Here is a 26,534-nt window from a genome sequence, read left to right on the forward strand (position 1 = left end):
ATGGAGGTTGATGAAGAATAGCCGAAATAATTCCGGCTATTTTCAATGTTGCTATACAGCTCCGGGATACTATCGTTCTGGGGCTGAAAGGGAATGTTTATTTACTTTGAGTAAAACTGTCTGTACCAGTTGACAAACTCCGCCACACCTTCTTTTACGCTCACTTTGGGCTGATAGCCGGTGACTTTGAACAGATCTTCGGTGTCGGCGTAGGTTTGGTATACATCACCCGGCTGCATTTCCCGGAAGTTTTTCTTTGCTTCTATGCCCAGTTCATCTTCAATGGCTTTTACAAAATCCATCAGATTGATAGGGGAACCGTGGCCAATATTGTATATCGCATAAGGAGCAGAGCTTCCTGCCGGGGTGCCTTTTTCTACTGTCCATGAGCTGTCTCTCTGTGGGAGTACATCGGCAACTCGAACCACGCCTTCAACGATATCATCCACATGGGTGAAATCACGCCACATATCGCCGTTATTGTTGATATCTATTGTGTCACCATTCAGTATTTTCTTGGTGAAGATAAACGGAGCCATATCCGGACGTCCCCATGAGCCGTAAACGGTGAAAAAGCGCAGACCGCTGGTTGGAATATCGTACAGATGTGAATAGCTGTGTGCCATCAGTTCGTTGGATTTCTTGGTGGCTGCATACAAAGACACTGGATGATCAACGGAGTCGGCTGTAGAAAAAGGAACTTTGGCATTAAGGCCGTAGACTGAACTGGAAGAGGCATACACAAGGTGCTGAACTTTTTCCTGACGGCAGCCTTCCAGAATATTCAGGTGTCCGACCAGATTTGAGTCAGCATAGGCATGCGGGTTTTCCAGTGAGTAGCGAACCCCAGCCTGAGCAGCCAGGTGGATAACACGGTCAAACTGCTCTGTAGCAAATAGGTCTGCCACAGCATTGCGGTCTGCAATGTCCAGTCTGATAAATCGAAAATCCGGGTGCTCGATGCGCTTTAGGCGGGCTTCTTTTAAGGCAACATCATAGTAGTCGTTTAGATTGTCGATACCGACTACGGTTTCACCTTTTGCGGTCAGTTTTTCTACGACCGCACTACCAATAAATCCGGCGGCGCCGGTTACCAGATATTTCATATTATCTCTCATAGTATGTTAGATATGCTGCATTAGTATCCTGACTCTTATTTTCGATCAGTCATTACCGAATAGGTCGCGTGTATACACTTTATCTGCAACATCTTGTAGCTCTTCAGCCATGCGATTGGAAACAATTACATCACATGCATCCTTAAATTCTTCCAGATCCCGATATACTTTTGAGTTGAAGAAATCGTCTTCTTTCAGTACTGGTTCGTATACCACTACTTCGACACCCTTAGCTTTGATTCGTTTCATAATGCCTTGAATTGAAGAGGCACGGAAGTTATCAGAGCCGGACTTCATGATCAGGCGGTAGACACCGACACGCTTGGGATGACGGCTCAGGATTGAGTCTGCCACAAAGTCTTTACGAGTGGTGTTCGCATCGACAATTGCTCCGATGATGTTGTTCGGTACATTCTCATAGTTGGCGCGAAGCTGTTTGGTGTCTTTTGGCAGACAGTAACCACCGTAGCCGAATGACGGATTGTTGTAGTGAGAACCAATACGCGGATCCAGCCCCACACCTTCGATAATTTGGCGGGCATTCAAACCGTGTGCTTCTGCGTAGGAGTCCAGTTCGTTAAAATAGGCTACTCGAAGAGCAAGGTAGGTGTTCGAGAACAATTTTACGGCTTCCGCTTCGGTAGAATCAGTAAACAGAACATCGATATTTTCTTTTTGGGCACCTTCAACCAGCAGGCTGGCAAATGTTTTCGCTCTGTCGCTAGTTTCACCTACGATAATACGTGAAGGGTGCAGATTGTCATACAGTGCTTTACCTTCACGAAGGAACTCCGGCGAGAAGATAATATTATTGCAGTTGAACTTCTCTTTAATGCCTTTGGTGTAACCTACAGGAATGGTGGATTTGATAACCATCACTGCATCCGGGTTGATTTCCATTACATCTTTAATCACTGCTTCCACTGAGCTGGTATTAAAGTAGTTGGTTTTTACATCGTAATCGGTCGGTGTGGCGATAATCACAAATTTCGCATCTTTATAAGCTTGCTGTTTATCCAGAGTTGCTGTCAAATTCAGCGGTTTGTTTGCCAGAAAATCTTCAATCTCTGCATCGACAATAGGGGATTGTTTATTGTTAATAAGGTTTACTTTTTCTTCGATAATATCTACGGCATACACTTCGTGGTGTTGTGCCAGCAGAACAGCATTAGATAAGCCAACGTAGCCGGTTCCGGCAATTGCAATTTTCATTATTGAGACTCTTTTTGTCTGATATGTTGTGATGATGCCCTGATCACAGGTGATAACAATGCCGTAAGCAAAGCGCAAGGGCTATGGTTGTTATGGTACTGCACTTATACCCTACATCCAAGTGGCTAATATTTGGATTGTTTTAGGGTGACTCATTTTTGAGACATCGTGAGTAATTTGTCACTAAGCCCTGCCTGCCTGATTTGAACTCCCTCGATAATTCCAACGCTGTTTCTTTCTGTGGCCCCTGATTGTGGTTAACTTGTTCTGGACTCAAAGATTAGCAGACGACGTATAGAGGTAACTATGATTGAGTTAAGAGAAAATGAACGTTTGGTAGTGGCTGAATTGGCGCAGAAATATCTGGTAAAAGGGACAGAGTTATGGGTATACGGTAGCCGGATTCAGGGAACGGCACTGGATACATCTGATCTTAATCTGATGCTGTTTACTCCTGAGGGAGAAGTCAATAACCTGAATGAGTTCCTGTATGCACTGCAGAATGCGGATATTCCAATTTCGGTTCGGGTACAGGACTGGAAGTATTTACCTGTATTTTTTAGAGATAACTTTCGGCTGAAAAATGAGTGTCTTCTGGTGGTGTAGCCCTCTTTATAAGGACAGGCACTTTATGAAATAGATAAGTTTATCAGTTTCAGTAAAGTAATAGTTCTCTCGAACAGTAATAAAGAAGCCCTTGTTGTGGCTGACAGGGACTTATTATACTAACCACTGTTTATTTAAACAGGTGATGTATTATGACTACCGCCAGAAAACAGCAGATTTGCCTGGAAGCTACCCCTTATTACCACTGTGTTTCTCGCTGCGTCAGACGTACATTTTTGTGTGGGTATGATGAAGTTTCCCAAAAAAATTATGAGCATCGGCGAGAATGGATTGAGACTCGTATCAAGCAACTTGCTACCATCTATTGCATTGATATTTGTGCATATGCGGTGATGAGTAATCATTACCATATTGTGGTGCATATTAATCAGGAAAAGGCCAAGTCATTAACTGAGAGGGAGGTAATTAAACGCTGGTCTATGCTGCATGCCAGATCTGGTTTGATTCAACGTTTTCTTAATTATGAAGCTTTGTCTAAGCAAGAACTTTGCATTATCAAAAAAATTGCCGGACAGTGGCGGCAGAGACTATTTAGCCTGAGTTGGTTTATGCGTGAATTAAACTTTGAGATAGCTCTTAAGGCTAATCAGGAGGATGAGTGTACAGGTCATTTCTGGGAAAGCCGTTACAAAAGCCAGGCTCTGTTGGATGATAAAGCATTACTTGCTGCGATGGCTTATGTGGATTTGAATCCTATCCGGGCCGGTATATCAAAGACACCAGAAACTTCTGACTACACATCCATAAAAGAACGTATTCATGCGTTAAAAAATAACCAGCCTACAGCTCTGTGTCTGCATCCTTTTATTGGAAGCAGAACTAAACTGGGTTTATCGGGGATTCCTTTTCTGTTGCTCGATTATATAGCCTTAGTAGATCAGACTGGAAGAGTACTGTGTGATGGTAAATCGGCTATTGGGAAAAACCTTCCTCCAATTTTGGCAAGGCTGAATGTTACCGACGGGGAATGGCTGCAGATATGTTCCGGACTGGAGAGAAAACGAGCATTACTTATTGGTCATGGTGGGAGTCTTAAAGCAGCCAGATCACAATTCCGCAGAAAGAGAGTATGCGGTTATCAGTTCGGTTAATTTCTCATCATCTATAGTACATCTTACTGCTTAATTTTGTATGTATTAAGGTGTATCTTTTCTCAATATATACCCATATTCTCCCTTTTTAACGAAGAAAAACAACTGGTTCCTTACAGCTTGTCGTATATTATAGTTTGTCTGAATATGTTGAGTTTCATGAGAAAATGATTTCCTCATGAATAGCTCCTATTCTTTAGATGCCTGTCCTTATGAGAGAAGAAAAAGTTGATTCATATTTACCTATCAAGGTGCCTGTCCTCAGAAAGGAAACTGAGAGCAGATTTTCATTTATAGATAAATTTGCTATTCTCCAAGCACAATAACATCAGATTCACGGCTACATTTATCAGGACGATAACCGTGATGATGAAATTATATTTTCCAGGGAAGTCGGTTTTCGTTTTTGAAATCTGGCCATAATGATGAGGAATATGTCGTGCTTGAAGCCTACCGTAAACACGTCGAAGAGCGTGCTAATGAGAATGTAGTCCCTAAACCACTGGATGCAGATCAGACTGCATCTCTTGTCGAATTACTGAAAAATCCTCCGCAGGGTGAAGAAGCATTTATTCTCGACCTGCTGGAAAATCGTATCCCACCAGGAGTGGATGAAGCGGCTTATGTCAAAGCCGGATTCCTGACTGCTGTTACAAAAGGTGAAGCTACTTCTCCGCTGGTCTGTCGTGAAAAAGCGGCTGAACTACTGGGTACTATGCAGGGAGGATATAATATTGAACCATTGGTTGCTCTGCTGGATGATGCGGAATTGGCACCGATTGCAGTTAAAGCTCTGTCGCATACTCTGCTGATGTTTGATGCTTTCTACGATGTAGAAGAAAAAGCGAAAGTGGGTAATGAATATGCGCAAGCCGTAATGCAATCATGGGCCGATGCGGAGTGGTTCCTGTCTAAGCCTCAGTTGCAGGAAAAAGTAACACTGACAGTCTTTAAGGTTACTGGTGAAACCAATACCGATGACCTGTCTCCTGCTCAGGATGCGTGGTCTCGTCCAGATATCCCTCTGCATGCACTGGCGATGCTGAAAAATGCACGTGATGGCATTGAACCGGAACAACCAGGTGTGATTGGTCCGGTTAAACTCATTGATAAACTGAAAGAAAAAGGTCATCAACTGGTGTATGTCGGTGACGTTGTAGGGACTGGTTCCTCACGTAAATCTGCTACTAACTCTGTGCTATGGTTTATGGGGGATGACATTCCTCATGTACCGAATAAACGTGCTGGTGGTTATGTTCTGGGCGGTAAGATCGCCCCAATCTTCTTTAATACTATGGAAGATGCTGGTGCGCTGCCGATCGAAGTTGATGTGTCTAAGCTGAGCATGGGGGATGTGATTGACGTCTATCCATACGAAGGCAAAGTAACTAATCACGAAACGGGTGAAGTGCTGGCTGAGTTTTCTCTGAAAACAGACGTTCTGATTGATGAAGTCCGAGCTGGTGGGCGTATCCCACTGATTGTTGGCCGTGGTTTGACTGAGCGTGCCCGAGAAGCTCTTGGCCTGGATGCTTCAGACGTATTCCGCCGTCCGGTTGCTGCTGAAGATACCGGTAAAGGTTTTACGCTGGCTCAGAAGATGGTTGGTAAAGCATGTGGTGTTGCCGGCGTACGTCCGGGTACTTACTGTGAGCCTAAAATGACAACAGTGGGCTCTCAGGATACAACCGGCCCAATGACGCGTGATGAGCTAAAAGATCTGGCGTGTCTTGGCTTCTCTGCGGATCTGGTGATGCAGTCTTTCTGCCATACCTCAGCTTATCCTAAGCCTGTTGATGTAAATACTCACCATACTCTGCCTGATTTCATTATGAACCGTGGCGGAGTATCACTGCGTCCGGGGGATGGTGTTATCCACTCATGGTTGAACCGCATGTTGCTGCCAGATACTGTCGGCACGGGGGGGGACTCGCATACCCGTTTCCCTCTGGGCGTTTCTTTTCCAGCAGGTTCTGGTCTGGTAGCGTTTGCTGCTGCGACGGGGGTTATGCCATTGGATATGCCTGAGTCGATTCTGGTGCGTTTTAAAGGTGAAATGCAGTCAGGTATCACTCTGCGTGATCTGGTTCATGCTATTCCTTATTATGGTATCAAACAAGGTCTGTTGACTGTTGAAAAAGCAGGTAAAATTAACGAATTTTCTGGGCGTATTCTGGAAATTGAAGGCGTTGAGCACCTGACTGTTGAGCAGGCGTTCGAACTATCTGATGCGTCTGCCGAGCGTAGTGCCGCTGGTTGTACGGTGAAGCTATCTCAGGAATCGATTGAAGAGTACCTGAAGTCAAACATCACTATGCTGAAGTGGATGATCTCTGAAGGTTATGGTGATCGCCGTACGATTGAACGTCGTGTTAAAGCAATGCAGGAATGGCTGGATAGCCCGACTCTGATGACTGCAGATACTGATGCTGATTACGCTCATGTCATTGAAATTGATCTGGCTGAGATTAAAGAGCCAATTCTGTGTGTGCCGAATGACCCTGATGATGCACGTCTGTTGTCTGATGTTCAGGGGACAGGCATTGATGAGGTGTTTATTGGTTCTTGTATGACGAATATCGGTCACTTCCGTGCGGCTGGTAAATTGCTGGATAAACAGAATGCTCAGTTGAAAACTCGCATGTGGGTCGCTCCGCCGACTAAAATGGATCGTGATCAATTGATAGAAGAAGGTTACTACGGCATTTACGGTCGTGCTGGGGTACGTATTGAAACCCCGGGATGTTCACTTTGTATGGGTAACCAGGCTCGTGTAGCAGACGGTGCGACAGTGATTTCCACATCGACCCGTAACTTCCCGAACCGTCTGGGGACCGGAGCGAATGTGTATCTGGCTTCTGCTGAACTGGCTGCTGTGGGTGCGATCCTTGGTCATATTCCTACTAAGGAAGAGTACTTTGAATATGCCAGACAGATCGATGCCACCGCAAAGGATACCTATCGTTATCTGAACTTCCATAAGATGGAACAGTACATGAGTAAAGCGGATCAAGTGATTATTCAGGAACCGGTGTGAGCCTTTATTTACTTATTTTTGTCTAAATATAAGCCCTTGATGATTCAAGGGCTTTTTAAATGTTATCAGAAAAATTATCCGGGGTATTATGATGTCTGTCCCATTAAGATAATGTCTGTCCATTAAGATAAAGGTGCCTGTTCTATTAACGCTATTAACGTATTACTTTAGAAGTTGTTTCAGTCGGTACAGTTCATCCAGTGCTTGTCTTGGGGTCAGGTTATCCGGGTCGATACTGCTCAGGGTTTCTTCTACCTCACTTGGTTCCGGGATCAGACTGAGCTGGTTGGCGATATCAACATTTGGTTTTACGGCGTTTGTCTGGCCTTCAGCCTGACCGGTTTGCTCCAGTTGCCGAAGTTTGGCGCGGGCATTTTTTATCACAGGTTTCGGAACACCGGCCAGTCCGGCTACGGCCAGACCGTAAGACTTGCTGGCTGCACCTTCCTGCACCGCATGCATAAAGGCGATGCTGTCGCCGTGTTCTACTGCATCCAAGTGAACGTTTGCCAGATGAGATAATTGATTTGGCAGTTCGGTCAGCTCGAAATAGTGAGTGGCGAACAGGGTCATCGCTCCTATCTGATTTGCCAACCATTCGGCACTCGCCCACGCCAGAGACAGACCATCGTAGGTGCTGGTTCCCCGGCCGATTTCATCCATAAGAACCAGTGAATGCGGTGTGGCATTATGCAGAATATTGGCAGTTTCGGTCATCTCAACCATAAAGGTAGAACGACCAGAAGCCAGATCGTCCGAAGCACCGATTCTGGTAAAAATACGGTCAACAGAGCCAATGGTGGCCGCTTCTGCCGGAACATAAGAGCCGATATGTGCCAGCAGGGCAATTAAGGCTGTCTGACGCATATAGGTGGATTTACCGCCCATGTTCGGACCGGTGATGATCAGCATTTTTCTCTGAGGATTCAGCACTATCGGATTGGCGATAAAAGGTTCGTCCATCACTTGTTCTACTACTGGGTGACGGCCATTCTGTATGTGAATACCCACTTCTTCTGTCAGGACGGGACGACAATAGTCCAGTGTGTCAGCTCGTTCGGCCAGGTTCTGTAATACGTCCAGTTGTGATACTGAAGAAGCCAGATTCTGCATTTGTTCCAGATGTGGCAGTAGCAGATCAAACAATTGTTCCCACAGCTGCTTTTCCAGCGCCAGTGCTTTGGATTTTGAGTTAAGGACTTTATCTTCGTGTTCTTTCAGTTCCGGAATAATATAGCGTTCGGCATTTTTCAGGGTCTGACGGCGCACATAATGCGGAGGCACCAGATGGCTCTGTCCGCGGCTAACCTGAATATAAAAACCGTGCACATTGTTATAACCGACTTTCAGGGTATCGATACCGTGCCTGTCCCGTTCCTCTGCTTCCAGTTGTTCCAGATATTCTGTTGCCCCGTTAGCCAGTTTGCGCCATTCATCCAGTTCGGCACTGTAGCCATCAGCGATAACACCACCATCGCGGATCACGACTGGAGGGTTCTCTTTGATTGCGGTTTCCAGCAGTTCACACAGGTTACTCATCGGAGCGGCGTATTGTGTCAGCTTCTGTAGATAGGTATTGGTAAGTGGTTGCAGAGTGTCTGCCAGTTCTGGTAGCTGCTGCATTGCATGACGCAAACGTGCCATGTCTCTCGGACGGGCAGAACGAAGTGCCAGACGGGCAAGGATACGTTCGATATCGCCGATCTGCTTTAATACAGGCTGAAGTTCAGTAAATAGAGCCTGTTCTTTTAATTCGCTAATCGCATCCAGACGCTGATTCAGGGTGTCCCGGCAGCGCATCGGCTGGTGGAGCCAGCGTTTTAGCATCCGGCTGCCCATCGGAGTTGCACAGTGATCCAGCACCTCTGCCAGCGTATTCTCTGTGCCACCAGACAGGTTCTGGGTCAGCTCCAGATTGCGTCGGGTGGCTGCGTCCAGAATAACGGAGTGATCCTGTCGATCGAAGGTCAGAGAACGGATATGCGGCAGGGCGGTACGCTGGGTATCTTTGACATATTGGATAAGACATCCTGCTGCACACAGGCCAAGCGTCGCATTTTCCACGCCGAAGCCGACCAGATCCCGGGTACCGAACTGCTGATTCAACTGTTGACGAGCGGTATCCGGTTCGAACTCCCATACCGGACGGCGACGATTACCGTTGCGGCTGGACATCAGATGCACCGCCGCAAAATCTTCCGGGAACAGCAATTCGCGCGGGGAAGTGCGTTGAAGTTCTGCCTGCATAGCTTCTTCGCTTTCCGGCTCACACAGCTGGAAACGTCCGGAAGTTATGTCCAGAGTGGCATAACCGAAGAGGCCTTTCTCTGACTGATAAATTGCAGCGATCAGGTTATCGGTACGTTCTGACAACAAAGCTTCATCGGTGACTGTCCCCGGAGTGACAATACGTACGACTTTGCGTTCTACCGGTCCTTTACTGGTGGCTGGATCGCCGATCTGTTCACAAATAGCGACCGATTCGCCCAATTGTACCAGTTTTGCCAGATAGCCTTCAACGGCATGAAAAGGGACACCTGCCATCGGAATGGGCTCTCCGGCAGATGCACCACGTTTGGTCAGGGAAATATCCAGCAACTGAGAGGCGCGTTTGGCATCGTCATAAAACAGCTCGTAAAAATCTCCCATACGGTAAAACAGCAGAATATCGGGGTTTTCTGCTTTCAGGGTCAGATATTGCTGCATCATGGGCGTATGCTTGGAAGTGCTTTTCACGGCGGAAACCTTTTATGACTTTATCTCTGTGTAATAGCGGCTTAGGATACGTGAATAAGGTGAAGGTGCATAGGGTTGAAAAGGCTAAAAATAATGGAACAGTTAAAACAATTAAGTCAGATAACCGGGCAGTTATTACAAGCAACAGGCGAAACACTGGTAACGGCTGAATCCTGTACCGGTGGTGGTATTGCCAGTGCGGTAACCGATATAGCCGGTAGTTCCGCATGGTTTGACCGGGCGTTCGTTACTTACAGTAATGCTGCCAAGATGGAGATGCTTGGTGTACGCGCAGATACACTGGATAAGTGGGGGGCAGTCAGTGAACAGGTGGTCGAGCAGATGGCGCAGGGGGCTCTGTTGTATTCTGGTGGTACTATTTCTGTTGCGGTCAGTGGTATTGCCGGGCCGGACGGCGGTAGCGAGGAAAAGCCTGTAGGGACAGTCTGGTTTGCCTGGCAGAAAGGCGATCAAAAAGTGCAGCAGGTGCATCAGTTTAACGGAGACCGGGAAGCGGTACGAAAACAGGCATGTATTACCGCTCTTCTCGGGGTCAATGAACTGCTGGAGGAGTCGTTGTTTTCCTCTTAAACGGATATCGAATGCTGACAGGCATAAATACTGCCGGGCAGTTTGCCTCACCTCTCTGGTGAGGCTGTTTGGCTTATCGGTCAATCGCAAAAGTCGGTAGCGACAGGTGCCATTTTATCGCGCCCAGTCGGATCACCAGTGTAGACACTATGCCGGACAGCAGTGCTGTTGCATTATCGTATCCCAGTGCCAGAGCACTGATATGGAAGGTGCCGCCGATAATACAGGCTGTGGCATACACTTCACTGCGCAGAACCATAGGAATTTCCCGTGCCAGTATATCGCGGATAATGCCGCCACCACAGCCGGTCAGTACGCCCATAATAACGGCGACCAGATACGAATCCTGATACATCAGGGATTTTTCCACGCCGATACCGACAAAGGCTGCCAGTCCGATAGCATCGCAGACCGGCAGGACATACCAGGGCAGGCGTCTCGGGCGGCGTACCAGCCATATGGTCAGCAGGCAGGTAAACAGAATAACCCATATATAGGCTGGATTACGGATCCAGAATACCGGTGTGGCTCCCAGAGCCATATCGCGCATAGTGCCGCCACCGATAGCGGTAACACTTCCGAGTACCATCACACCAAAAGGATCCATCTTTAACCGTCCGGCCAGCAATACGCCAGAGATAGCAAAGATGGCAGTACCAAACATATCAATAAAATAGAGCAGTGATGTATTCATACAGGTTAATGATCAGTATCAGATAATAGGGTTGTTTGAGAGCTGGCCGATTCGACGACAGAGTGAATTTCGCCGTCAGCAAGTGTCGTAATCAGTCGGGTTCCGGGCCGGACATCTGCAGCATGGCGGATCACCTGCTTCTGGTCGTTGCGGGTGATAGAATAACCGCGTTGCAATGTCGCCAGTGGACTGACGGTATCCAGCTTTTCGGCTGTTATCGCCAGATGATGCCGGTTTGCCAGCAGTTGTCGATCCATTGCGTCCAGCAGGCGTTGCCGGGCTCTGGCCAGTGCATATTTCTGCCGGGTAATGGATTGTACTGGCGAGTGCAGTTCCAGCCGGTAACTGAGTTTTTCCACATGACGTTGCCGGTTTGAGATGCTGCGCCGGACAGCCGCAGTTAAACGCGATTCCAGTTCGTCCAGTTGCTGGCTCTGCCGTTGCAGACGGTAATTCGGATGCTGTTTTTCCAGACGGTACTGCAGCATTTTCAGTTCGCTCTGAGTACGGGTAAGGTAGGACTGCATGGCTCGACGTAAGGTGGCATGCTGCGTACTCAGTGACTGGGTTTTATGGGTCTGATCCCGGCTGACCAGTTCGGCTGCCGCTGACGGGGTCGGTGCGCGCACATCGGCAACAAAATCTGCAATGGTGACATCGATTTCATGTCCCACAGCACTGATAACCGGAATGTCACTGGCTGCAATAGTGCGGGCGACAATTTCGTGATTAAAACACCATAGATCTTCCAGCGAGCCACCGCCCCGGCCGACAATCAGTACATCACATTCGTTGCGGCTGTTTGCCCGGCCTATGGCCTGAGCAATTTTGATTGCAGCATCTTCTCCCTGTACAAGGGTCGGATAAATGACTACCGGCAGGCTGGGATCCCGGCGTTTCAGTACGTGCAAAATATCGTGCAGAGCAGCCCCAGTTTTGGAGGTGATCACGCCGATGCGAGTCGGATGTTCCGGCAATGGTTTCTTGATAGACTGAGCAAACAGACCTTCCGCCGCCAGTTTCATCTTCAGTTTTTCGAATTCCTGCTGCAGTCTGCCGTCACCTTCCGGCTGCATGGATTCGATGATCAACTGATAATCGCCACGGGGTTCATACAGGGACAGTCGTGCTTTAACCAGTACCTGATTCCCGTTGCTGGGTTTGAAGGTAACCCGGCGGTTATTGCCGCGGAACATGGCGCATTTCACCTGCGCCCGTGAATCTTTTAACGAGAAGTACCAGTGACCGGAAACCGGTGCCGAGAAGTTGGAGATCTCTCCGACCAGCCAGACTATCCCCATTTCGTTTTCGAGTAATAGACGAACTTCCGCGTTCAGACGGGAGACAGTAAATATAGCGGGATTCTTAGAGGCAGGCACAGAACGTTACCGGACATAGGTATGGAAATTAGCGGCAATATAATACATATCAAGGGGGGGAATGCAAATAAAAATGCAAAAAATGTGTGGCTAACCGATTGCCTTGTGCGTATAATGCGTCTGCAATATCAATTCAGATTCATCCTTGTTATGCGAAACGACGGGGGTGGATTTTTTTCTTTATAATCCTTTGTTGAGAGATATTGCAATGCTACGAATCGCAAAAGAAGCCCTAACGTTTGATGACGTTCTTCTAGTCCCAGCACATTCCACAGTTCTTCCTAATACGGCGGATCTTCGCACCCGTCTGACCAAAAATATTACCCTGAATATCCCTATGATTTCTGCATCCATGGATACGGTAACGGAAGCTCGCCTTGCAATTGCTCTGGCTCAGGAAGGTGGTATCGGCTTTATTCACAAGAATATGTCCATCGAAGAGCAGGCAAAACAGGTTCGTCTGGTTAAGATTTTTGAAGCAGGTGTTGTTGCACATCCTGTTACTGTCAAGCCAACCAATACTATTGCAGAAGTTCTGGAACTGACCGAAAAGAACGGTTTTGCCGGTTATCCTGTTGTGACGGATAACAATGAGCTGGTCGGTATTATTACCGGTCGTGATATCCGTTTTGTGACAGATCTGAGCAAAACGGTAGACAAAGTGATGACACCGAAAGAGCGTCTGGCAACGGTTAAAGAAGGCGCACCTCGCAGCGAAGTTCAGGAAAAAATGCACGAAGCACGTGTTGAGAAAGTGCTGGTTGTGAATGACGATTTCCAACTGAAAGGTATGATCACCGCAAAAGATTTCCATAAAGCAGAGAAAAAACCTAACGCTTGTAAAGATGAGCAGGGTCGTCTGCGTGTCGGTGCGGCTGTCGGTGCCGGTGCCGGTAACGAAGAGCGTGTTGCTGCGCTGGTTGAAGCCGGTGTGGATGTACTGTTGATCGATTCTTCTCACGGTCACTCTGAAGGTGTTCTGCAGCGTATCCGTGACACGCGTGCTGCGTATCCTGAGCTGGATATTATCGGCGGTAACGTGGCAACCGGAGCGGGTGCTAAGGCTCTGATTGAAGCGGGCGTGAGTGCGGTTAAAGTGGGTATCGGCCCGGGCTCTATCTGTACTACCCGTATCGTAACCGGTGTTGGTGTTCCTCAAATCACTGCTATTTCTGATGCGGCTGAAGTGGCTGGTCAATACGATATTCCTGTGATTGCCGACGGCGGTATCCGCTTCTCCGGTGATATCTGTAAAGCTATCGTGGCCGGTGCATCTTGTGTGATGGTTGGTTCTATGTTCGCCGGTACTGAAGAAGCACCGGGTGAAGTGATTCTGTATCAGGGTCGTTCATACAAAGCTTACCGTGGTATGGGGTCTCTGGGGGCGATGTCTCAGGGGTCTTCTGACCGTTACTTCCAGTCTGATAACGCTGCCGACAAATTGGTTCCTGAAGGCATCGAAGGCCGTATCGCTTATAAAGGCCGCCTGAAAGAGATCGTTCACCAGCAAATGGGTGGGTTGCGTTCATCAATGGGGCTGACTGGCTCTGCAACGATCGAAGATATGCGTACCAAAGCTGAGTTTGTGCGTATTTCTGGTGCCGGTATGAAAGAGTCGCACGTACACGATGTGCAGATCACTAAAGAAGCACCGAATTACCGTTTAGGTTAGTAAAAGCTAATCGTTAAAGAGACCATATTTAATGGTCTCTAAAGATTTGTCGTCACCCCAGCGAAGGCTGGGATCTGCTTAAAATCGCCGGTGCTCTGAATGAGATTCCTGCCTTCTCAGGAATGACGAATATCCGGTGTTACCTCAGTAAGCAGGTGACGGAATAACTCAATCAATTTTGAGAAAAGAAAATGACCAAAAATATTCATGACCAGCGTATTTTGATCCTGGATTTTGGCTCTCAGTACACGCAACTGATTGCCCGTCGTATTCGTGAAATCGGCGTTTACTGTGAACTGTGGAGCTGGGATGTTGAAGAAGCGGATATCCGCGAATTCAACCCCGACGGTATTATCCTTTCCGGTGGCCCTGAAAGCGTAACGGAAGAGAACTCTCCGCGTGCGCCTGAATATGTATTTAATGCCGGTGTGCCTGTATTCGGTGTTTGTTACGGCATGCAGACTATGTCTGAGCAACTGGGCGGTAAAGTGGCCGGTTCTGATGAGCGCGAATTCGGTTATGCTCAGGTAGAAGTGATTGCTGAGTGTGAACTGTTCAAAAACATCGAAGATGCAGTTGCTGAAGATGGCAATGCGCTTCTGGATGTCTGGATGAGCCATGGTGATAAAGTGGTGGCCATCCCGTCTGATTTCACGAAAGTTGCCGAAACCGAAAACTGTCCGTTTGCTGCGATGGCGAACGAAGAAAAACGTTTCTACGGCGTTCAGTTCCATCCGGAAGTCACGCACACTCGTCAGGGTATGCGTATGCTGGAAAATTTTGTACTGAATATCTGTGGTTGTGAAAAGCTGTGGACGTCTCAGTCTATTATCGATGATGCGGTTGCCCGTATTAAAGAGAAAGTCGGGGATGACGAAGTGATTCTGGCTCTTTCTGGTGGTGTGGATTCCTCTGTGGTGGCTATGCTGGTGCAGCGTGCTGTTGGTGACAAACTGACCTGTGTGTTTGTCGATAACGGTCTGTTGCGTCTGAACGAAGCGGATCAGGTGATGGAAATGTTTGGTGACCATTTTGGTCTGAACATCATCAAGGTGGATGCAGAAGAGCGCTTTATGAATGCGCTGGCAGGTGAAGCCGACCCAGAGAAGAAGCGTAAGATCATCGGTCATGAGTTTATTAATATCTTTGATGAAGAGTCGAAGAAACTGTCCAGTGCAAAATGGCTGGCGCAAGGGACTATCTACCCTGATGTTATCGAATCAGCAGCATCTAAAACCGGTAAAGCGCATGTAATCAAATCTCACCATAACGTAGGTGGTCTGCCTGACGATATGCAAATGGGGCTGGTTGAGCCGCTGCGTGAACTGTTTAAAGATGAAGTGCGTAAGATCGGTCTTGAGCTTGGTCTGCCGTACAACATGTTATACCGTCATCCATTCCCTGGTCCGGGTCTGGGTGTGCGTGTTCTGGGCGAAGTTAAGAAAGAGTACTGCGATCTGCTGCGTCGTGCTGATGCTATCTTTATTGAAGAATTGCACCATGCTGATCTGTACAACAAAGTTTCTCAGGCATTTACGGTATTCCTGCCGGTTCGCTCTGTGGGCGTCATGGGTGACGGCCGTAAATACGACTGGGTAGTATCACTGCGTGCAGTAGAAACCATCGACTTTATGACAGCGCATTGGGCACATCTGTCGTATGACTTCCTGGGTAAGGTTTCCAACCGTATCATTAACGAAGTCGATGGCATCTCCCGTGTGGTGTACGATATTTCCGGTAAGCCACCAGCAACGATCGAGTGGGAATAATCCTCCTTTAAGAAAGGTCTGGCATTAACAGGCACTAAATCATACTTAAGTCCGCGTAATTGCGGACTTTTTTTGTTTTTGGCAGACATTGTCTAAGTTATTATAAGATAGCGTAAATACATCGTGTGGCAATTATGAAGGTGTATTTAATGAGATGTTTGATGATGAGTAATGTTTTTTCTTTATTACTTGTCTAATACCCGACCGGAGAATGGGGTTCTCCCTTGTTCTCCCTTGTTCTCCCTTGTTCTCTGTGGTCTAAATGGCGTAAAAATATTTATTTTTTTCCCTTCTGATATCTGTTGAATCTGGCCATTTTATAGACTATTATCCGCGCGTTAAAATTTTCCCACAACTTTTTACAATAAGTTGAATATACATTTATTTGAATAGGGCAATGCCGAGATGTCGACAAAACTAGCAAATCCAGCACCATTAGGCCTGATGGGCTTTGGTATGACTACCATTCTTCTGAATATCCACAATGCGGGATTTTTTCCGCTTGATTCAATGATCCTGGCTATGGGTATTTTCTATGGCGGTCTGGGTCAGGTTATCGTTGGCATCATGTGCTACAAACGTGGTGATACTTTTGGTACTACCGCCTTCACTTCTTACGGTCTGTTCTGGCTGACACTGGTTGGTCTGATTGTGATGCCCAAAATGGGTCTGCCTGCGAGTCCGGCTCCGTTTATGGGCTGGTATCTGGCTCTGTGGGGTATCTTTACCGGATTTATGTTTGTCGGTTCTCTGCTGTACCCAACGGCTAAGCAGGTTGTATTCGGTTCATTGACTATTCTGTTTGCTCTGCTGGCTATCCGCGACTTCACGCACAATGAATTTATCGGCATGATTGCTGGTTTCGAAGGCATCTTCTGCGGTGCAAGTGCGGTTTACTTTGCTCTGGCAACAGTACTGAACAACGAATTTGGTCGTGAAGTTCTACCGGTTGGTAAACCTCGTCTGAGTCGTACTAAGCAGCCTGAAGTGGCCGCTGCAGCGGCAACCGCATAATTATTGCTGATACTGAACAAACAAAAACCCCGGTCATCGATACCGGGGTTTTTTAATGCTTCTTCAAGCGGAAACGGAAGGAAAAATTACGGCTCTTTTTTCTGCTCTTCCGGCTCTGAAATCTGATACAGTTTGTGCTCTTCACAGGTATCTTCACAGTTACACACCCGTTCGACACCAACATTATTCAGCCCGCCACAACTGCCCTGAATGGTCTTTTTATTCAGAACCACACCGATCGCCATCAGCAGAATAACGATAAGAAAAACACCGAACGTAATGAGAACTATAGTCATATCTATTGCCTGTTATTTTACCGGACGAAAAGATGATAACGTATTCACTGAGCCAGTCATAGCCCGAAGGCCGATTCGGGGGGCACTATGGTGATCATGGTCATGTGAACCGCAGCATGAACCGCCTTTTTTCTCATGATTTGGAGAAGGCCGCGCCTGTTTACTGTCGGTCAGTTCTTGCATCGGGCTTCTGATGGCTTCGGCTACCGATGCGTTGTCTTCAAGCTGAAAAACCCGGATCCCGGCATTCAGCAGTTTACCCAGCGAGCGTTCACCGATGTTGTGAACGATAACCACATCCGTCTGCATTTCTCTGAGCAGTTTGATGGCTTTTGACTTATCGCTGCAAGTGGAATTTCCGGCTGCCGGACTGTCTATGGTTTTGATGATTTCACCGTCTTCGCTGAGAAAGCTGAATTTTTTCGCTTTCATAAAATGTCTGGCGACGCCGTCCCGGCTGTGTGGTATGGCATAAATCATATTTCTGATTCCTCATTCTTAATCATAATGGCATTACCTTCGACCAGACTGGCCGCCAGTTTATAGCGTGCTTTGCTGACTATATTGCCGAAAGTCTGCCTTGATACTCCCATCTGATCAGCGGCTTCCTGTTGGGTCAGGTTGTTGTAATCCGCAAGACGGATTGCCTCGAACTCCTCCGGGAGCATCTCAGTTTTTGTCAACTGGCGAAGCGGTATTCCATTGGGTTTAAAGCAGCTGTGTGCTGGTCGCCCACAAATGCGCCGGCATTTTTTGGGTCTGGCCATGGTTTCTCCTGGTGTAAGTTCAAGGGTCAGTATACCCCTTTAATTGGCATATGCCAATTAAAGGGGTAAATCATAAACCGTCTTATATACTAATATCCGGTTTACGTCTATTTCCACTCAGCAAGCTGAGACAGCAGAGACTGTTTATAGCTGACCTGTTCCCGAAGCGAAGCAAGTACATTCTCATAACTGTCATGATCCCGGGTGGAAAGCTGGAAGAAGCGGTTCTGCAGTTCGGAGAATTCCTCCACATCATGCTTCGGAGGTTTGGAATCCAGTTGCAGCGCTGGTCTGCCTTCTTCTTTCAGGCGGGGGTCGAAGCGGTACAGAGGCCAGAGTCCGCATTCAATCAGCAGACGCTGTTGCTCAATGCCTTCGGCCATATCAATGCCGTGGGCAATGCAGGAAGCATAAGCAATAATAATGGACGGACCCGGATAGGATTCGGCTTCCTGAATCGCTTTCATGGTCTGGTTCATATTTGCCCCCAGAGCGACGGTAGCGACATAAGCATTACCGTTCACCATCGATGTGATCCCCAGATCTTTTCCGACCATTTTTTTACCCTTGCTGGCAAATTTGGCCACGGCTCCGGTTGGGGTAGCTTTAGACTGCTGGCCACCGGTATTGGCATATACCTGGTTATCCAGCACCAGAATATTGACGTTTTTACCACAGGAAAGAACATGATCGAGTCCGCCGTAACCGATGTCGTACGCCCAGCCGTCGCCACCAATGATCCAGACGCTCTTGGCAATCAGTGCATCGGCATGCCGGTACATCGGGTGATCCTCGGCGTACAGCTCTTTCAGTTGGGTGATCAGTTTGCGCTGGGCGGAAATGCCTTCAACGGAAGAATCTCCGCAGAAGTGTACGATTGCCTGATACAGCTCCTGAGGCAGGGTATCTTTATAGTGTTCCAGCAGACTGGTCGCGTATGCCTGATCGGCTTCCACGGCCATACGCATACCCAGTCCGAACTCGGCGTTATCTTCAAACAGCGAGTTAGACCATGCTGGTCCCCGGCCTTGCGGATCCTTACTGTATGGAGTGGTTGGCAGGTTACCGCCATAGATGGAGGAGCAGCCAGTAGCGTTGGCGACCAGCATATGGTCACCGTATAGCTGGGTCAGCAGTTTGATATAAGGCGTTTCCCCGCAGCCGGAACAGGCACCGGAGAACTCAAATAAAGGCTCCAGCAACTGACTGGTACGGGCGTCGATATGTTCGATCTGGATGGGTTCCAGTTCCGGCAGGTCAACAAAATAGCGGAAGTTATCACTCTGTTCGTGGTTGATCTCTGTCCGGTTTACCATCCTCAGAGCATGACGGCTGGTATCGTCTTTCTTATTCGGCGGGCACATTTCTACGCATAGCTGACAACCGGTACAGTCTTCTGGGGATACCTGCAGCGTATACCGTTCTCCTTTGAAATCCCTGGCCTTGTATGGCACCGCTTTGAAGGAGGCCGGAGCGTCATCCAGGTTATGCTCATGATGAATCACCTTGGTGCGGATTGCTGAATGCGGGCAGACCAGACTGCAGATATTACACTGGGTGCAGTTCTCTTCAATCCAGACCGGCACTGAGGCGGCGATATTGCGTTTTTCCCAGCAGCTGGTGCCGGTCGGCCAGACTCCGTCGACCGGGAAAGCACTGACAGGAAGTAAGTCTCCCTTATGCTGCATCAGTTGGGCGGTGACACGTTTGACAAACTCTGGTGCTTTGCCGGATATGACTGGCATCACCGTATCTGGGGAGCGGATGTCCGGCGTAATGACAACCCGTTGCAGAGCCGCTGGAGTGGCATCAATGGCGGCATAGTTGGCATCTACTACTGCCTGTCCTTTACGGTTATAGGTGTTGAATACGGCTTTTTTCTGTTCCTGCAGAGCCAGATCGTTATCGATAATATCGGTCAGCAGGAAAAATGCCCGCTGCATAATATTATTGATCCGCCCGCGGATACCGCACGCATTCGCCACTTTGGTTGCATCTATGGTGTAAACGGTCAGTTGCTTATCGATGATCTGCTGTTGATCCTGATAACTCAGATGGTGCCAGATTTCCTCGTTTCCGTACGGGCTGTTAAACAACAGGGTTGCTCCGGACTTGGCGTGTTGCAGCACATCATTCTGATGTAGCAGGGCGAACTGATGACAGCCGATAAAATCAGCCTGTTCTATCAGATAGGGTTCGTCGATAGGATGGTTATCGAAGCGCAGATGGGAGGTGGTCATCGCGCCGGATTTTTTTGAATCGTACAGGAAGTAGCCCTGACCATATAACGGGCTGTTTTCTCCGATGATTTTGATGGTATTCTTATTGGCACCCACGGTTCCGTCTGAGCCCAGTCCGAAAAACATGGCGCTCAGTTTTATCTGATCGGTGATAACGGATTCTTCCGGCATAGGTACAGACAGCTGGGTGACGTCATCAATGATGCCTACAGTAAAGTTATGCCGCAGGTGACCTTCCTGCATTTGGACAAAGACTGCTTCAGCATGCTTGGGAGTAAACTCTTTTGCCGACAGACCATAGCGTCCGCCGGCTATCTGTGGCAGAGGTGTATGGTGGCGTTCTTCCCAGCCTTGATTGATGGCTGAAACCATATCCAGATACAGAGGTTCACCGGTTGCTCCCGCTTCTTTGGTGCGATCCAGCACTGCAATACGGGTGATTCCGGCCGGAATTTCCCGCAGACAATGACTAACGGAGAAAGGCCGGTACAGGTTAACGCTGAGCAGGCCGGTTTTGCGGCCGTAGCGGTTCAGGGCATCGACGGCAGTTTTGGCAGTACTGGTGGCAGAACCCATCACTACTATCAGGTCGGTGGCATCATCAACACCATAGTATTCAAATGGCTTGTAATGACGGCCGGTCAGCATTGCAAAATGCGTCATTACCTCTTCGACCTTATCGGGACAGGCATCATAAAACGTATTGATGGCTTCTCTGGCCTGAAAATAGGTATCCGGGTTTTGCGAAGAGCCCCGCAGGGTCGGCGCATCCGGTGTCAGCCTGCGCTGATAGTTTTTACTGATTTCCTGTGCGCTGAGCATGCTGCGTAGTATCTCATCCGGAAGAACCTGAACATGATTAATTTCATGTGAGGTGCGGAAGCCATCGAAGAAATGCACAAAAGGCACCCGGCTTTTCAGCGTTGCGGCTTGTGCTATCAGAGCAAAGTCATGCGCCTGCTGTACTGAACCTGCGGCCAGAAGGGCAAAACCGGTTTGACGGGTAGCCATGACATCGGAATGTTCACAGAAGATGGAAAGTGCATGAGTGGCGACTGTTCGTGTGGCGACGTGCAGCACAAATGGCGTGAGTTCACCGGCAATCTTATACAGGTTCGGCAGCATCAGCAGCAGCCCTTGTGAAGAGGTAAACGAAGTGGCCAGAGCTCCGGCTGTTAAGGCTCCATGCAGTAAACCTGCAGCCCCACCTTCGGACTGCATTTCGAAGATCTCCGGTACAGTGCCGCGAAAATTCAGTTTACCGGCTGCACTCCATTCATCGCAGAGTTCGGCCATGACGGAAGCCGGAGTAATCGGATAGATACCGATAATATCATTGCAGCGGTAGGCCACTGAGGCAGCAGCTTCACTGCCGTCCATGATCCGGCTGCCGGTTTTCTCTGTCGTTGTCGTCAGGGATTCGGGGTGATGATTTGTGGGGACAGGCATATATCCTCCTTGCTCACGTTAGTCATGTGCATCCTGATGTAACAGCCGCCCAGCAATGTTATATTTTTGCGTTTTATCTTTCGTGCGGTCGTGGCTCTATTGGCATACATCAGAACGGTCGTGAGTCTGGGCTTATCGCGAGAGCAAAGCCATGGAGTCATTATTAATCATAGTTGAGAATGAAAAAGGTTGCCTGAAACCGGTACCTCAGCTCTGATAATATTTAATGGATTAATTATTGCTATGCAACTAAACTCATCGGATATGTGGTCGTAAAAATAATGATGACTTCCCCATATTAATAACAATAAACGCAGAAATATAATGAAAGGATGTAGAACATGGGTTGGCAAAAATTATCTATTCGCAGCAGGATGTTTATCGTGCTGGGATTGTTGCTGGTGATATGCAGTACGATTCTGGCCGGTCGGCAGGCATTCACCACTATGCAGGCAGAACTGCAACAGCTACAGGAAGATATTCTCCCTAACCACCTAAAAAGCATGGCATTTCAGGTGAGTTCTGAAATCAAACCTCTGATTGCTTCTTCGCAGATGATGGCCAATGATCAGTTTATTCAACACTGGGTAGACAAGCGTACAGACACAGCACAGTTAGTGGTTATCGAAAAGAATTTACAATCCATAAAAGAAAAGCTGGGAAGTGATTCTGCTTTTTATACCGTAGAGTCTCCGGAGGGAACGAAATATATCCAGTATGGCAATGAATTCTCTCAAATCTTATTAAAAGACTATGAGTTTAAAGACTTTTATACGAATTTTCTTGCCAGCGGAAAAGAATATGAGCTGAATATGGAAAACTTCGGCGGTGTCTTTGTGATGTTTATTAACTATCGCAGTCAGGCCGTTAATCCAGAGACGGAGAAACCTTATGTGGTTGCCGGACTGGGACTGAAAGTGGATAAGTTGGTGAATATGATCACCAGAATGCATTTGGGTGAGCATGGCCGGGCGATGCTGGTTACCGATCAGGGAGATATTCAGGCAAAGGCTGAGGATGCGTTTATCGATGTGATTCAGAAAGAGGATATTCTCGATCTGGTTACGGATAAATCACAACTGAGCATTGTGCAGAAAGAGATCGGTGGCGCGACCTATTATCTGGGATCTTTATGGATACCGACGCTGGATCGTTTCCTGATGGTTGAAGTACCGGCAAAACAGATCACCGCTCCTGTGTATCAGCAACTGTTAAGTACGGGGACATTTATCCTGATTTTTGTCGGCCTTTCTCTGCTTGTGCTGCATTTTGCTGTTGCCTCATTAAGTAAGCCGATTCTTGCGATTGGCGGGGAAGTGAATGAGGTGGCTAAACATCTGGATTTGGCGCATACCATTCACAGCACGGATAAAGCGGAAATAGGGAAACTGGCGACTTCGATCAATACCTTACTGGTGACGCTGAAAGATTCTCTTACCACAGTGAATGAAGCTGTATCGACAACGGATGGTGCCATTGTTGATCTGAACCGACAGGCCGATGAGTTGCATCAGGCTTCAAATGAAGAGCGACGTTCGGTTGAGCAGATTTTTGTTCTGACCCGAGATATTACTGAGCAGAGCGGTCTGATGACGGAGCTGGCGTTGCAGGCGGGAGAGCTGTCCCATAAAGGTAATACGGAACTGAATTACGCCAATGAAGGGGTGCAGAGCAGTCTGGCTTATCTGAAAGAACTGGGTGATGAGATGATCAGCAGTAAATCCAGTCTGGATGAGCTGAATATTCATATCGAAAAAATTCTCTCGGTATTGGAAGTGATTACCGCTATATCTGAACAGACTAACCTGCTGGCGCTGAATGCCGCGATTGAAGCGGCTCGTGCGGGTGAGCACGGCCGGGGCTTTGCGGTGGTGGCGGATGAAGTACGGACTCTGTCGCAGCGTACCAGCGATTCTACCGGAGAAATTCAGACCATCATCAACCATCTGAGATCGGCCTCTAAAGAGGTGACTGAGCGCATTGAAACTGCGTGTGATAAAAGCCTTACCACGCTGGACGGACAGAAGATGGTCGCGGAAAAAGTGGCGGAGCTGGATGTATTCCTGAACCAGCTGTTTGCGATGAACGAACAGGTCGCAGAAAGAGCCGGCGTACAGAATGCGGCGGTCTCTGCGATTAATCAGCATCTGGAATCCCTCGGAGCTCAGAGTGATCAAACTGCTCGTCTGTTTGAGCAGAGCCGTACTGCAACGGAAGCGATTGGTAATGAAATGAGTCACTTGCGTAGCCGGGTAGGACTGTTCCGGGGGATTTAATTTTCCCCGGATTTACGGACGGACACCAGTTGTGCTACACTCCGCTCCGCTCTTGAAGCCCTGTCGTAGCACCAGGTTAAAAACACAATCTTCCGCCGGATCCGGCGGGGATTTTTTGTGCTGCATTGTTAATGTTATCTTTAAGGACAATGCACTATGTATCGTATCCGTAAATCTTTTCAATTTTCTGCTTCTCATCAGCTGATGGGGCTGCCGGATGATCACCCTTGCACTCGTTTGCACGGGCATAATTATGAAGTCATTGTCGAACTGGCTTCCGAAACGCTGAATGCTACCGGTTTTGTGCGTGATTACCGCGATCTTTCGGCGTTTAAAACTTATATTGATGACCATGTTGATCACCGCCATCTGAATGATGTGCTGGGTGATGAACATGTTACCGCTGAACGTCTGGCAAAACATTTTTATGACTGGTGTCTGGTTCTCTGGCCGGAAACCTGTGCCGTTGCCGTTTCTGAAACACCGAAAACCTGGGCCGAGTACCGGCCATGATCCTGATCTCAGAGATATTCGGTCCCACCATTCAGGGGGAGGGGGCGGCTATTGGCGTGCCGACGGTTTTTGTCCGTACTGCCGGGTGTGATTTTCGCTGTGAATGGTGTGACACGCTGCATGCCGTAGATCGTTCCTATCGTGCAGAGTGGCTGGAAATGACGTCTGTGCAGATTATGGAGAAGGTGGAAGCTCTGAGTCAGGGAACCCCCCTGTTGATCACACTGTCTGGTGGTAACCCGGCGATTCAGGATCTGTCGGAGTTGATTTCCCTGGGTAAAGCCAAAGGCTACCGTTTTGCGATGGAAACGCAGGGAAGTGTTTCGGCAGCCTGGTTTGCGGATCTGGATATGATCACTTTCAGTCCGAAGCCCCCTTCCAGCAAAATGCGTTTTCGTCCAGAGCGTTTTGAGGCTTGCCTTAACGCATCCGGAGAAAGTCAGAAAAGTATGAAAATTGTGGTGGCTTCGGACGAGGATTTGCTTTGGGCTGAAGCGATGAAGCAAGCGTATCCGCACCTGCCTCTGTATTTACAGCCGTGTAATCCGTATCTGAATGGTGAGCCGGATCAGCGACAATTGGCAGCTAATATGCGTGAACTGGTGGATAAAGTCATCGAAAAAGGCTGGTACAACGTTACAGTTCTGCCACAGCTCCATGTTTATCTGTGGGGCAATGCTCAGGGCGTATAATGCCTGATTTTCTGTAATAACCGACAGTAAAAAATTCCCCTTCCGCATGCACGGAAGGGGAATAACGCCTGTGACTGAAATAGTGTGAAACTATTTCCTTACCTGAAACTATTTCAGAAACTCAATCGCATCACCCAGTGTCTGTGCCGCCTCGTAGGAGGACATATCGCTGTTCATATAGTGATTGACCACCGTGTAGATGGCCGTCTGGATCTCAGCCGGAACCATATGGGTATGGGCAATACTGCCGACCACTTTGTTATTGGCGACGGCTGATTTCAGACTCTGCATGGATTTCTGTGCACAGGCATCGAAGGCTTCCGGGCTGATATCCATATTTGGCGGAATCGAGCCTTTTACCTTGTTAAAACCGATCTGGAATTCCGGCTGCATAATGGCGGTTGCCATGGCCTGCTGTGCTTTCTGTTTGTCTTGAGAGACCGCAAACATCCCGAACTGGTCAGCGTTAAAGATAAAGCTGCCCTGTGTTCCCGGATAGTCAAAGCAGAGGAAGTCCTTATCCGGCACTTTACCCGTATTGATGAATTCGCCTTTGGCCCAGTCGCCCATAACCTGCATAGCGGCTTTACCGTCGATGACCATTTTCGTTGCCACGTTCCAGTCGCGGCCTGTGTATCCCTCATCCTGCCATGTCCGAAACTCTCCTAACTGATTAAAGGCTTGGATCATTTCAGGACTTTTTATGGCGGCGATATTCATATCACCAAATGCTTTCTGATACAGTTCAACGCCACCGGCACTGACTACGGCACTGTCGAATATGGTGGTTTCCTGCCATGCCTGTCCCCCGGCTGCAAACGGCAGATATCCGGCTGCCCGGATGGTTCTGGCGGTTTGTATCAGTTCCGGAAAGGTGGTTGGTACATCCAGACCCAGGGTATCGAAGATACGCTTGTTGGCCCAGATCCAGTTGATGCGGTGGATACCGACCGGGGAGGCAACCCAGTGTCCGTCATGCTTGGAAAAGTCTTTCAGCGCTGGTGGTACTTTATTTTCCCAGCCTTCTTTTTTCGCAACTGCATCCAGATTCGCCATAACGCCTTCCTGAGCCCAGTTACGGATGGTGTAGCCGCCCATTACCACGGCCGTCGGCGGGTTACCAAAGGCAGCCCGTACCCGCAGATAGTTCCGGGCGTTGGCTCCGGCGGCACCGGCAACGCTGAGATCCTCCCAGCCAATCCCCTGATTATCGAGGTTGTCTTTCAGTACCTGCAGTGCTGCAGCTTCCCCTCCTGAAGACCAGCCGTGCAGTACTTCTACACTGTCTTTAGCGAAAGAAGCAGCACTGACGGTTAAGGCGGATAAACAGGCTAAGGTGATCGTGTTTATGCTTTTCATCT

20 protein-coding genes are annotated in these 26,534 nt (G+C 48.3%); 10 read left to right on the forward strand and 10 right to left on the reverse strand.

The annotated features are described in order from the left end of the window. Positions 1-101: 101 nt before the first annotated feature. Together CSW98_RS09210 and CSW98_RS09215 are read right to left on the reverse strand one after the other, a co-directional pair. Positions 102-1,106, reverse strand: a complete 1,005-nt coding sequence (locus CSW98_RS09210; protein ID WP_100800402.1) for an NAD-dependent epimerase — start codon at positions 1,104-1,106, stop codon at positions 102-104. A 57-nt stretch (positions 1,107-1,163) separates the two neighbouring features. Beyond that, on the reverse strand, positions 1,164-2,330 hold the full coding sequence (locus tag CSW98_RS09215) for a nucleotide sugar dehydrogenase (RefSeq protein WP_100800193.1): 1,167 nt from the start codon (positions 2,328-2,330) through the stop codon (positions 1,164-1,166). Positions 2,331-2,636: 306 nt separating this feature from the next. Between CSW98_RS09215 and CSW98_RS09220 the strand changes: the two genes are divergently transcribed. From CSW98_RS09220 to acnB, 3 genes are all read left to right on the forward strand, one after another. Next, positions 2,637-2,936 carry a nucleotidyltransferase family protein gene (locus tag CSW98_RS09220; RefSeq protein WP_100800194.1) on the forward strand — a complete coding sequence of 100 codons (300 nt, stop codon included), beginning with the start codon at positions 2,637-2,639 and terminating at the stop codon, positions 2,934-2,936. A 152-nt stretch (positions 2,937-3,088) separates the two neighbouring features. Further along, entirely contained in the window at positions 3,089-4,048 is a 960-nt protein-coding gene (locus tag CSW98_RS09225; protein ID WP_100800195.1) for a transposase, read from the forward strand. A 439-nt stretch (positions 4,049-4,487) separates the two neighbouring features. Beyond that, positions 4,488-7,085 (forward strand): bifunctional aconitate hydratase 2/2-methylisocitrate dehydratase, encoded by a 2,598-nt coding sequence (acnB, locus tag CSW98_RS09230; RefSeq protein WP_100800196.1) that lies wholly within the window; start codon positions 4,488-4,490, stop codon positions 7,083-7,085. Positions 7,086-7,247: 162 nt separating this feature from the next. On the opposite strand, the gene mutS is transcribed toward acnB, so the two are convergent. After that, the gene (gene mutS / locus CSW98_RS09235; protein WP_100800197.1) at positions 7,248-9,821 is read right to left on the reverse strand and encodes a DNA mismatch repair protein MutS; all 2,574 of its coding nucleotides are present in this window, start codon (positions 9,819-9,821) and stop codon (positions 7,248-7,250) included. Positions 9,822-9,914: 93 nt separating this feature from the next. Here mutS and pncC point away from each other — a divergent pair, with 93 nt between their 5' ends. After that, positions 9,915-10,412, forward strand: a complete 498-nt coding sequence (gene pncC, locus CSW98_RS09240) for a nicotinamide-nucleotide amidase (RefSeq protein WP_100800198.1) — start codon at positions 9,915-9,917, stop codon at positions 10,410-10,412. Positions 10,413-10,485: 73 nt separating this feature from the next. Here the strand turns inward: pncC and CSW98_RS09245 are convergent, their stop codons facing one another. Both CSW98_RS09245 and xseA read right to left on the reverse strand, forming a co-directional pair. Next, the gene (locus CSW98_RS09245; RefSeq protein ID WP_100800199.1) at positions 10,486-11,106 is read right to left on the reverse strand and encodes a TRIC cation channel family protein; all 621 of its coding nucleotides are present in this window, start codon (positions 11,104-11,106) and stop codon (positions 10,486-10,488) included. A gap of 5 nt (positions 11,107-11,111) precedes the next feature. Next, positions 11,112-12,485 (reverse strand): exodeoxyribonuclease VII large subunit, encoded by a 1,374-nt coding sequence (gene xseA, locus CSW98_RS09250; protein ID WP_100800200.1) that lies wholly within the window; start codon positions 12,483-12,485, stop codon positions 11,112-11,114. Between the two features lie 208 nt (positions 12,486-12,693). Here xseA and guaB point away from each other — a divergent pair, with 208 nt between their 5' ends. From guaB to CSW98_RS09265, 3 genes are all read left to right on the forward strand, one after another. After that, on the forward strand, positions 12,694-14,157 hold the full coding sequence (guaB, locus tag CSW98_RS09255) for an IMP dehydrogenase (protein WP_100800201.1): 1,464 nt from the start codon (positions 12,694-12,696) through the stop codon (positions 14,155-14,157). Positions 14,158-14,348: 191 nt separating this feature from the next. Then, a complete protein-coding gene (guaA, locus tag CSW98_RS09260) occupies positions 14,349-15,926 on the forward strand; it encodes a glutamine-hydrolyzing GMP synthase (protein WP_100800202.1) in 1,578 nt (525 codons plus the stop codon). Positions 15,927-16,331: 405 nt separating this feature from the next. Beyond that, a complete protein-coding gene (locus tag CSW98_RS09265) occupies positions 16,332-16,940 on the forward strand; it encodes an acetate uptake transporter (protein WP_100800203.1) in 609 nt (202 codons plus the stop codon). Positions 16,941-17,026: 86 nt separating this feature from the next. Here CSW98_RS09265 and nqrM read toward each other — a convergent pair whose 3' ends face one another. The 4 genes from nqrM to nifJ form a co-directional block, all read right to left on the reverse strand. Next, positions 17,027-17,236 (reverse strand): (Na+)-NQR maturation NqrM, encoded by a 210-nt coding sequence (nqrM, locus tag CSW98_RS09270; RefSeq protein WP_100800204.1) that lies wholly within the window; start codon positions 17,234-17,236, stop codon positions 17,027-17,029. A gap of 12 nt (positions 17,237-17,248) precedes the next feature. Beyond that, on the reverse strand, positions 17,249-17,716 hold the full coding sequence (locus CSW98_RS09275) for a NifB/NifX family molybdenum-iron cluster-binding protein (protein ID WP_100800205.1): 468 nt from the start codon (positions 17,714-17,716) through the stop codon (positions 17,249-17,251). Continuing rightward, on the reverse strand, positions 17,713-18,003 hold the full coding sequence (locus CSW98_RS09280) for a DUF134 domain-containing protein (RefSeq protein WP_100800206.1): 291 nt from the start codon (positions 18,001-18,003) through the stop codon (positions 17,713-17,715). Before CSW98_RS09280 ends, CSW98_RS09275 begins: the two co-directional genes overlap by 4 nt. A gap of 107 nt (positions 18,004-18,110) precedes the next feature. Further along, positions 18,111-21,692, reverse strand: a complete 3,582-nt coding sequence (nifJ, locus tag CSW98_RS09285) for a pyruvate:ferredoxin (flavodoxin) oxidoreductase (protein ID WP_232733504.1) — start codon at positions 21,690-21,692, stop codon at positions 18,111-18,113. A 341-nt stretch (positions 21,693-22,033) separates the two neighbouring features. Between nifJ and CSW98_RS09290 the strand changes: the two genes are divergently transcribed. The 3 genes from CSW98_RS09290 to queE all read left to right on the forward strand — a co-directional run bounded on the left by CSW98_RS09290 (position 22,034) and on the right by queE (position 25,173). Then, entirely contained in the window at positions 22,034-23,968 is a 1,935-nt protein-coding gene (locus CSW98_RS09290; protein ID WP_100800207.1) for a methyl-accepting chemotaxis protein, read from the forward strand. Between the two features lie 156 nt (positions 23,969-24,124). Next, positions 24,125-24,481 carry a 6-pyruvoyl trahydropterin synthase family protein gene (locus tag CSW98_RS09295; RefSeq protein ID WP_100800208.1) on the forward strand — a complete coding sequence of 119 codons (357 nt, stop codon included), beginning with the start codon at positions 24,125-24,127 and terminating at the stop codon, positions 24,479-24,481. Further along, on the forward strand, positions 24,478-25,173 hold the full coding sequence (queE, locus tag CSW98_RS09300) for a 7-carboxy-7-deazaguanine synthase QueE (RefSeq protein ID WP_100800209.1): 696 nt from the start codon (positions 24,478-24,480) through the stop codon (positions 25,171-25,173). Before CSW98_RS09295 ends, queE begins: the two co-directional genes overlap by 4 nt. A gap of 108 nt (positions 25,174-25,281) precedes the next feature. Here queE and CSW98_RS09305 read toward each other — a convergent pair whose 3' ends face one another. After that, complete coding sequence (locus CSW98_RS09305) at positions 25,282-26,532, reverse strand: ABC transporter substrate-binding protein (RefSeq protein WP_100800210.1); 1,251 nt, start codon at positions 26,530-26,532, stop codon at positions 25,282-25,284. Positions 26,533-26,534: the final 2 nt, after the last annotated feature.

The sequence above is a fragment of the Vibrio sp. HA2012 genome, from assembly GCF_002812955.1.
GTDB lineage: Bacteria > Pseudomonadota > Gammaproteobacteria > Enterobacterales > Vibrionaceae > Vibrio.

Bases quoted from the DNA above. Each gene is read 5' to 3' on its own strand.
- guaA (WP_100800202.1), top strand. From the start codon at position 14,349: ATGACCAAAAATATTCATGACCAGCGTATTTTGATCCTGGATTTTGGC.
- CSW98_RS09225 (WP_100800195.1), top strand. From the start codon at position 3,089: ATGACTACCGCCAGAAAACAGCAGATTTGCCTGGAAGCTACCCCTTAT.
- CSW98_RS09305 (WP_100800210.1), bottom strand. From the start codon at position 26,532: ATGAAAAGCATAAACACGATCACCTTAGCCTGTTTATCCGCCTTAACC.
- CSW98_RS09265 (WP_100800203.1), top strand. From the start codon at position 16,332: ATGTCGACAAAACTAGCAAATCCAGCACCATTAGGCCTGATGGGCTTT.
- CSW98_RS09220 (WP_100800194.1), top strand. From the start codon at position 2,637: ATGATTGAGTTAAGAGAAAATGAACGTTTGGTAGTGGCTGAATTGGCG.
- CSW98_RS09280 (WP_100800206.1), bottom strand. From the start codon at position 18,003: ATGGCCAGACCCAAAAAATGCCGGCGCATTTGTGGGCGACCAGCACAC.
- CSW98_RS09295 (WP_100800208.1), top strand. From the start codon at position 24,125: ATGTATCGTATCCGTAAATCTTTTCAATTTTCTGCTTCTCATCAGCTG.
- queE (WP_100800209.1), top strand. From the start codon at position 24,478: ATGATCCTGATCTCAGAGATATTCGGTCCCACCATTCAGGGGGAGGGG.
- guaB (WP_100800201.1), top strand. From the start codon at position 12,694: ATGCTACGAATCGCAAAAGAAGCCCTAACGTTTGATGACGTTCTTCTA.
- pncC (WP_100800198.1), top strand. From the start codon at position 9,915: ATGGAACAGTTAAAACAATTAAGTCAGATAACCGGGCAGTTATTACAA.
- CSW98_RS09275 (WP_100800205.1), bottom strand. From the start codon at position 17,716: ATGATTTATGCCATACCACACAGCCGGGACGGCGTCGCCAGACATTTT.
- nqrM (WP_100800204.1), bottom strand. From the start codon at position 17,236: ATGACTATAGTTCTCATTACGTTCGGTGTTTTTCTTATCGTTATTCTG.
- CSW98_RS09290 (WP_100800207.1), top strand. From the start codon at position 22,034: ATGGGTTGGCAAAAATTATCTATTCGCAGCAGGATGTTTATCGTGCTG.
- CSW98_RS09245 (WP_100800199.1), bottom strand. From the start codon at position 11,106: ATGAATACATCACTGCTCTATTTTATTGATATGTTTGGTACTGCCATC.
- CSW98_RS09210 (WP_100800402.1), bottom strand. From the start codon at position 1,106: ATGAAATATCTGGTAACCGGCGCCGCCGGATTTATTGGTAGTGCGGTC.
- nifJ (WP_232733504.1), bottom strand. From the start codon at position 21,692: ATGCCTGTCCCCACAAATCATCACCCCGAATCCCTGACGACAACGACA.
- CSW98_RS09215 (WP_100800193.1), bottom strand. From the start codon at position 2,330: ATGAAAATTGCAATTGCCGGAACCGGCTACGTTGGCTTATCTAATGCT.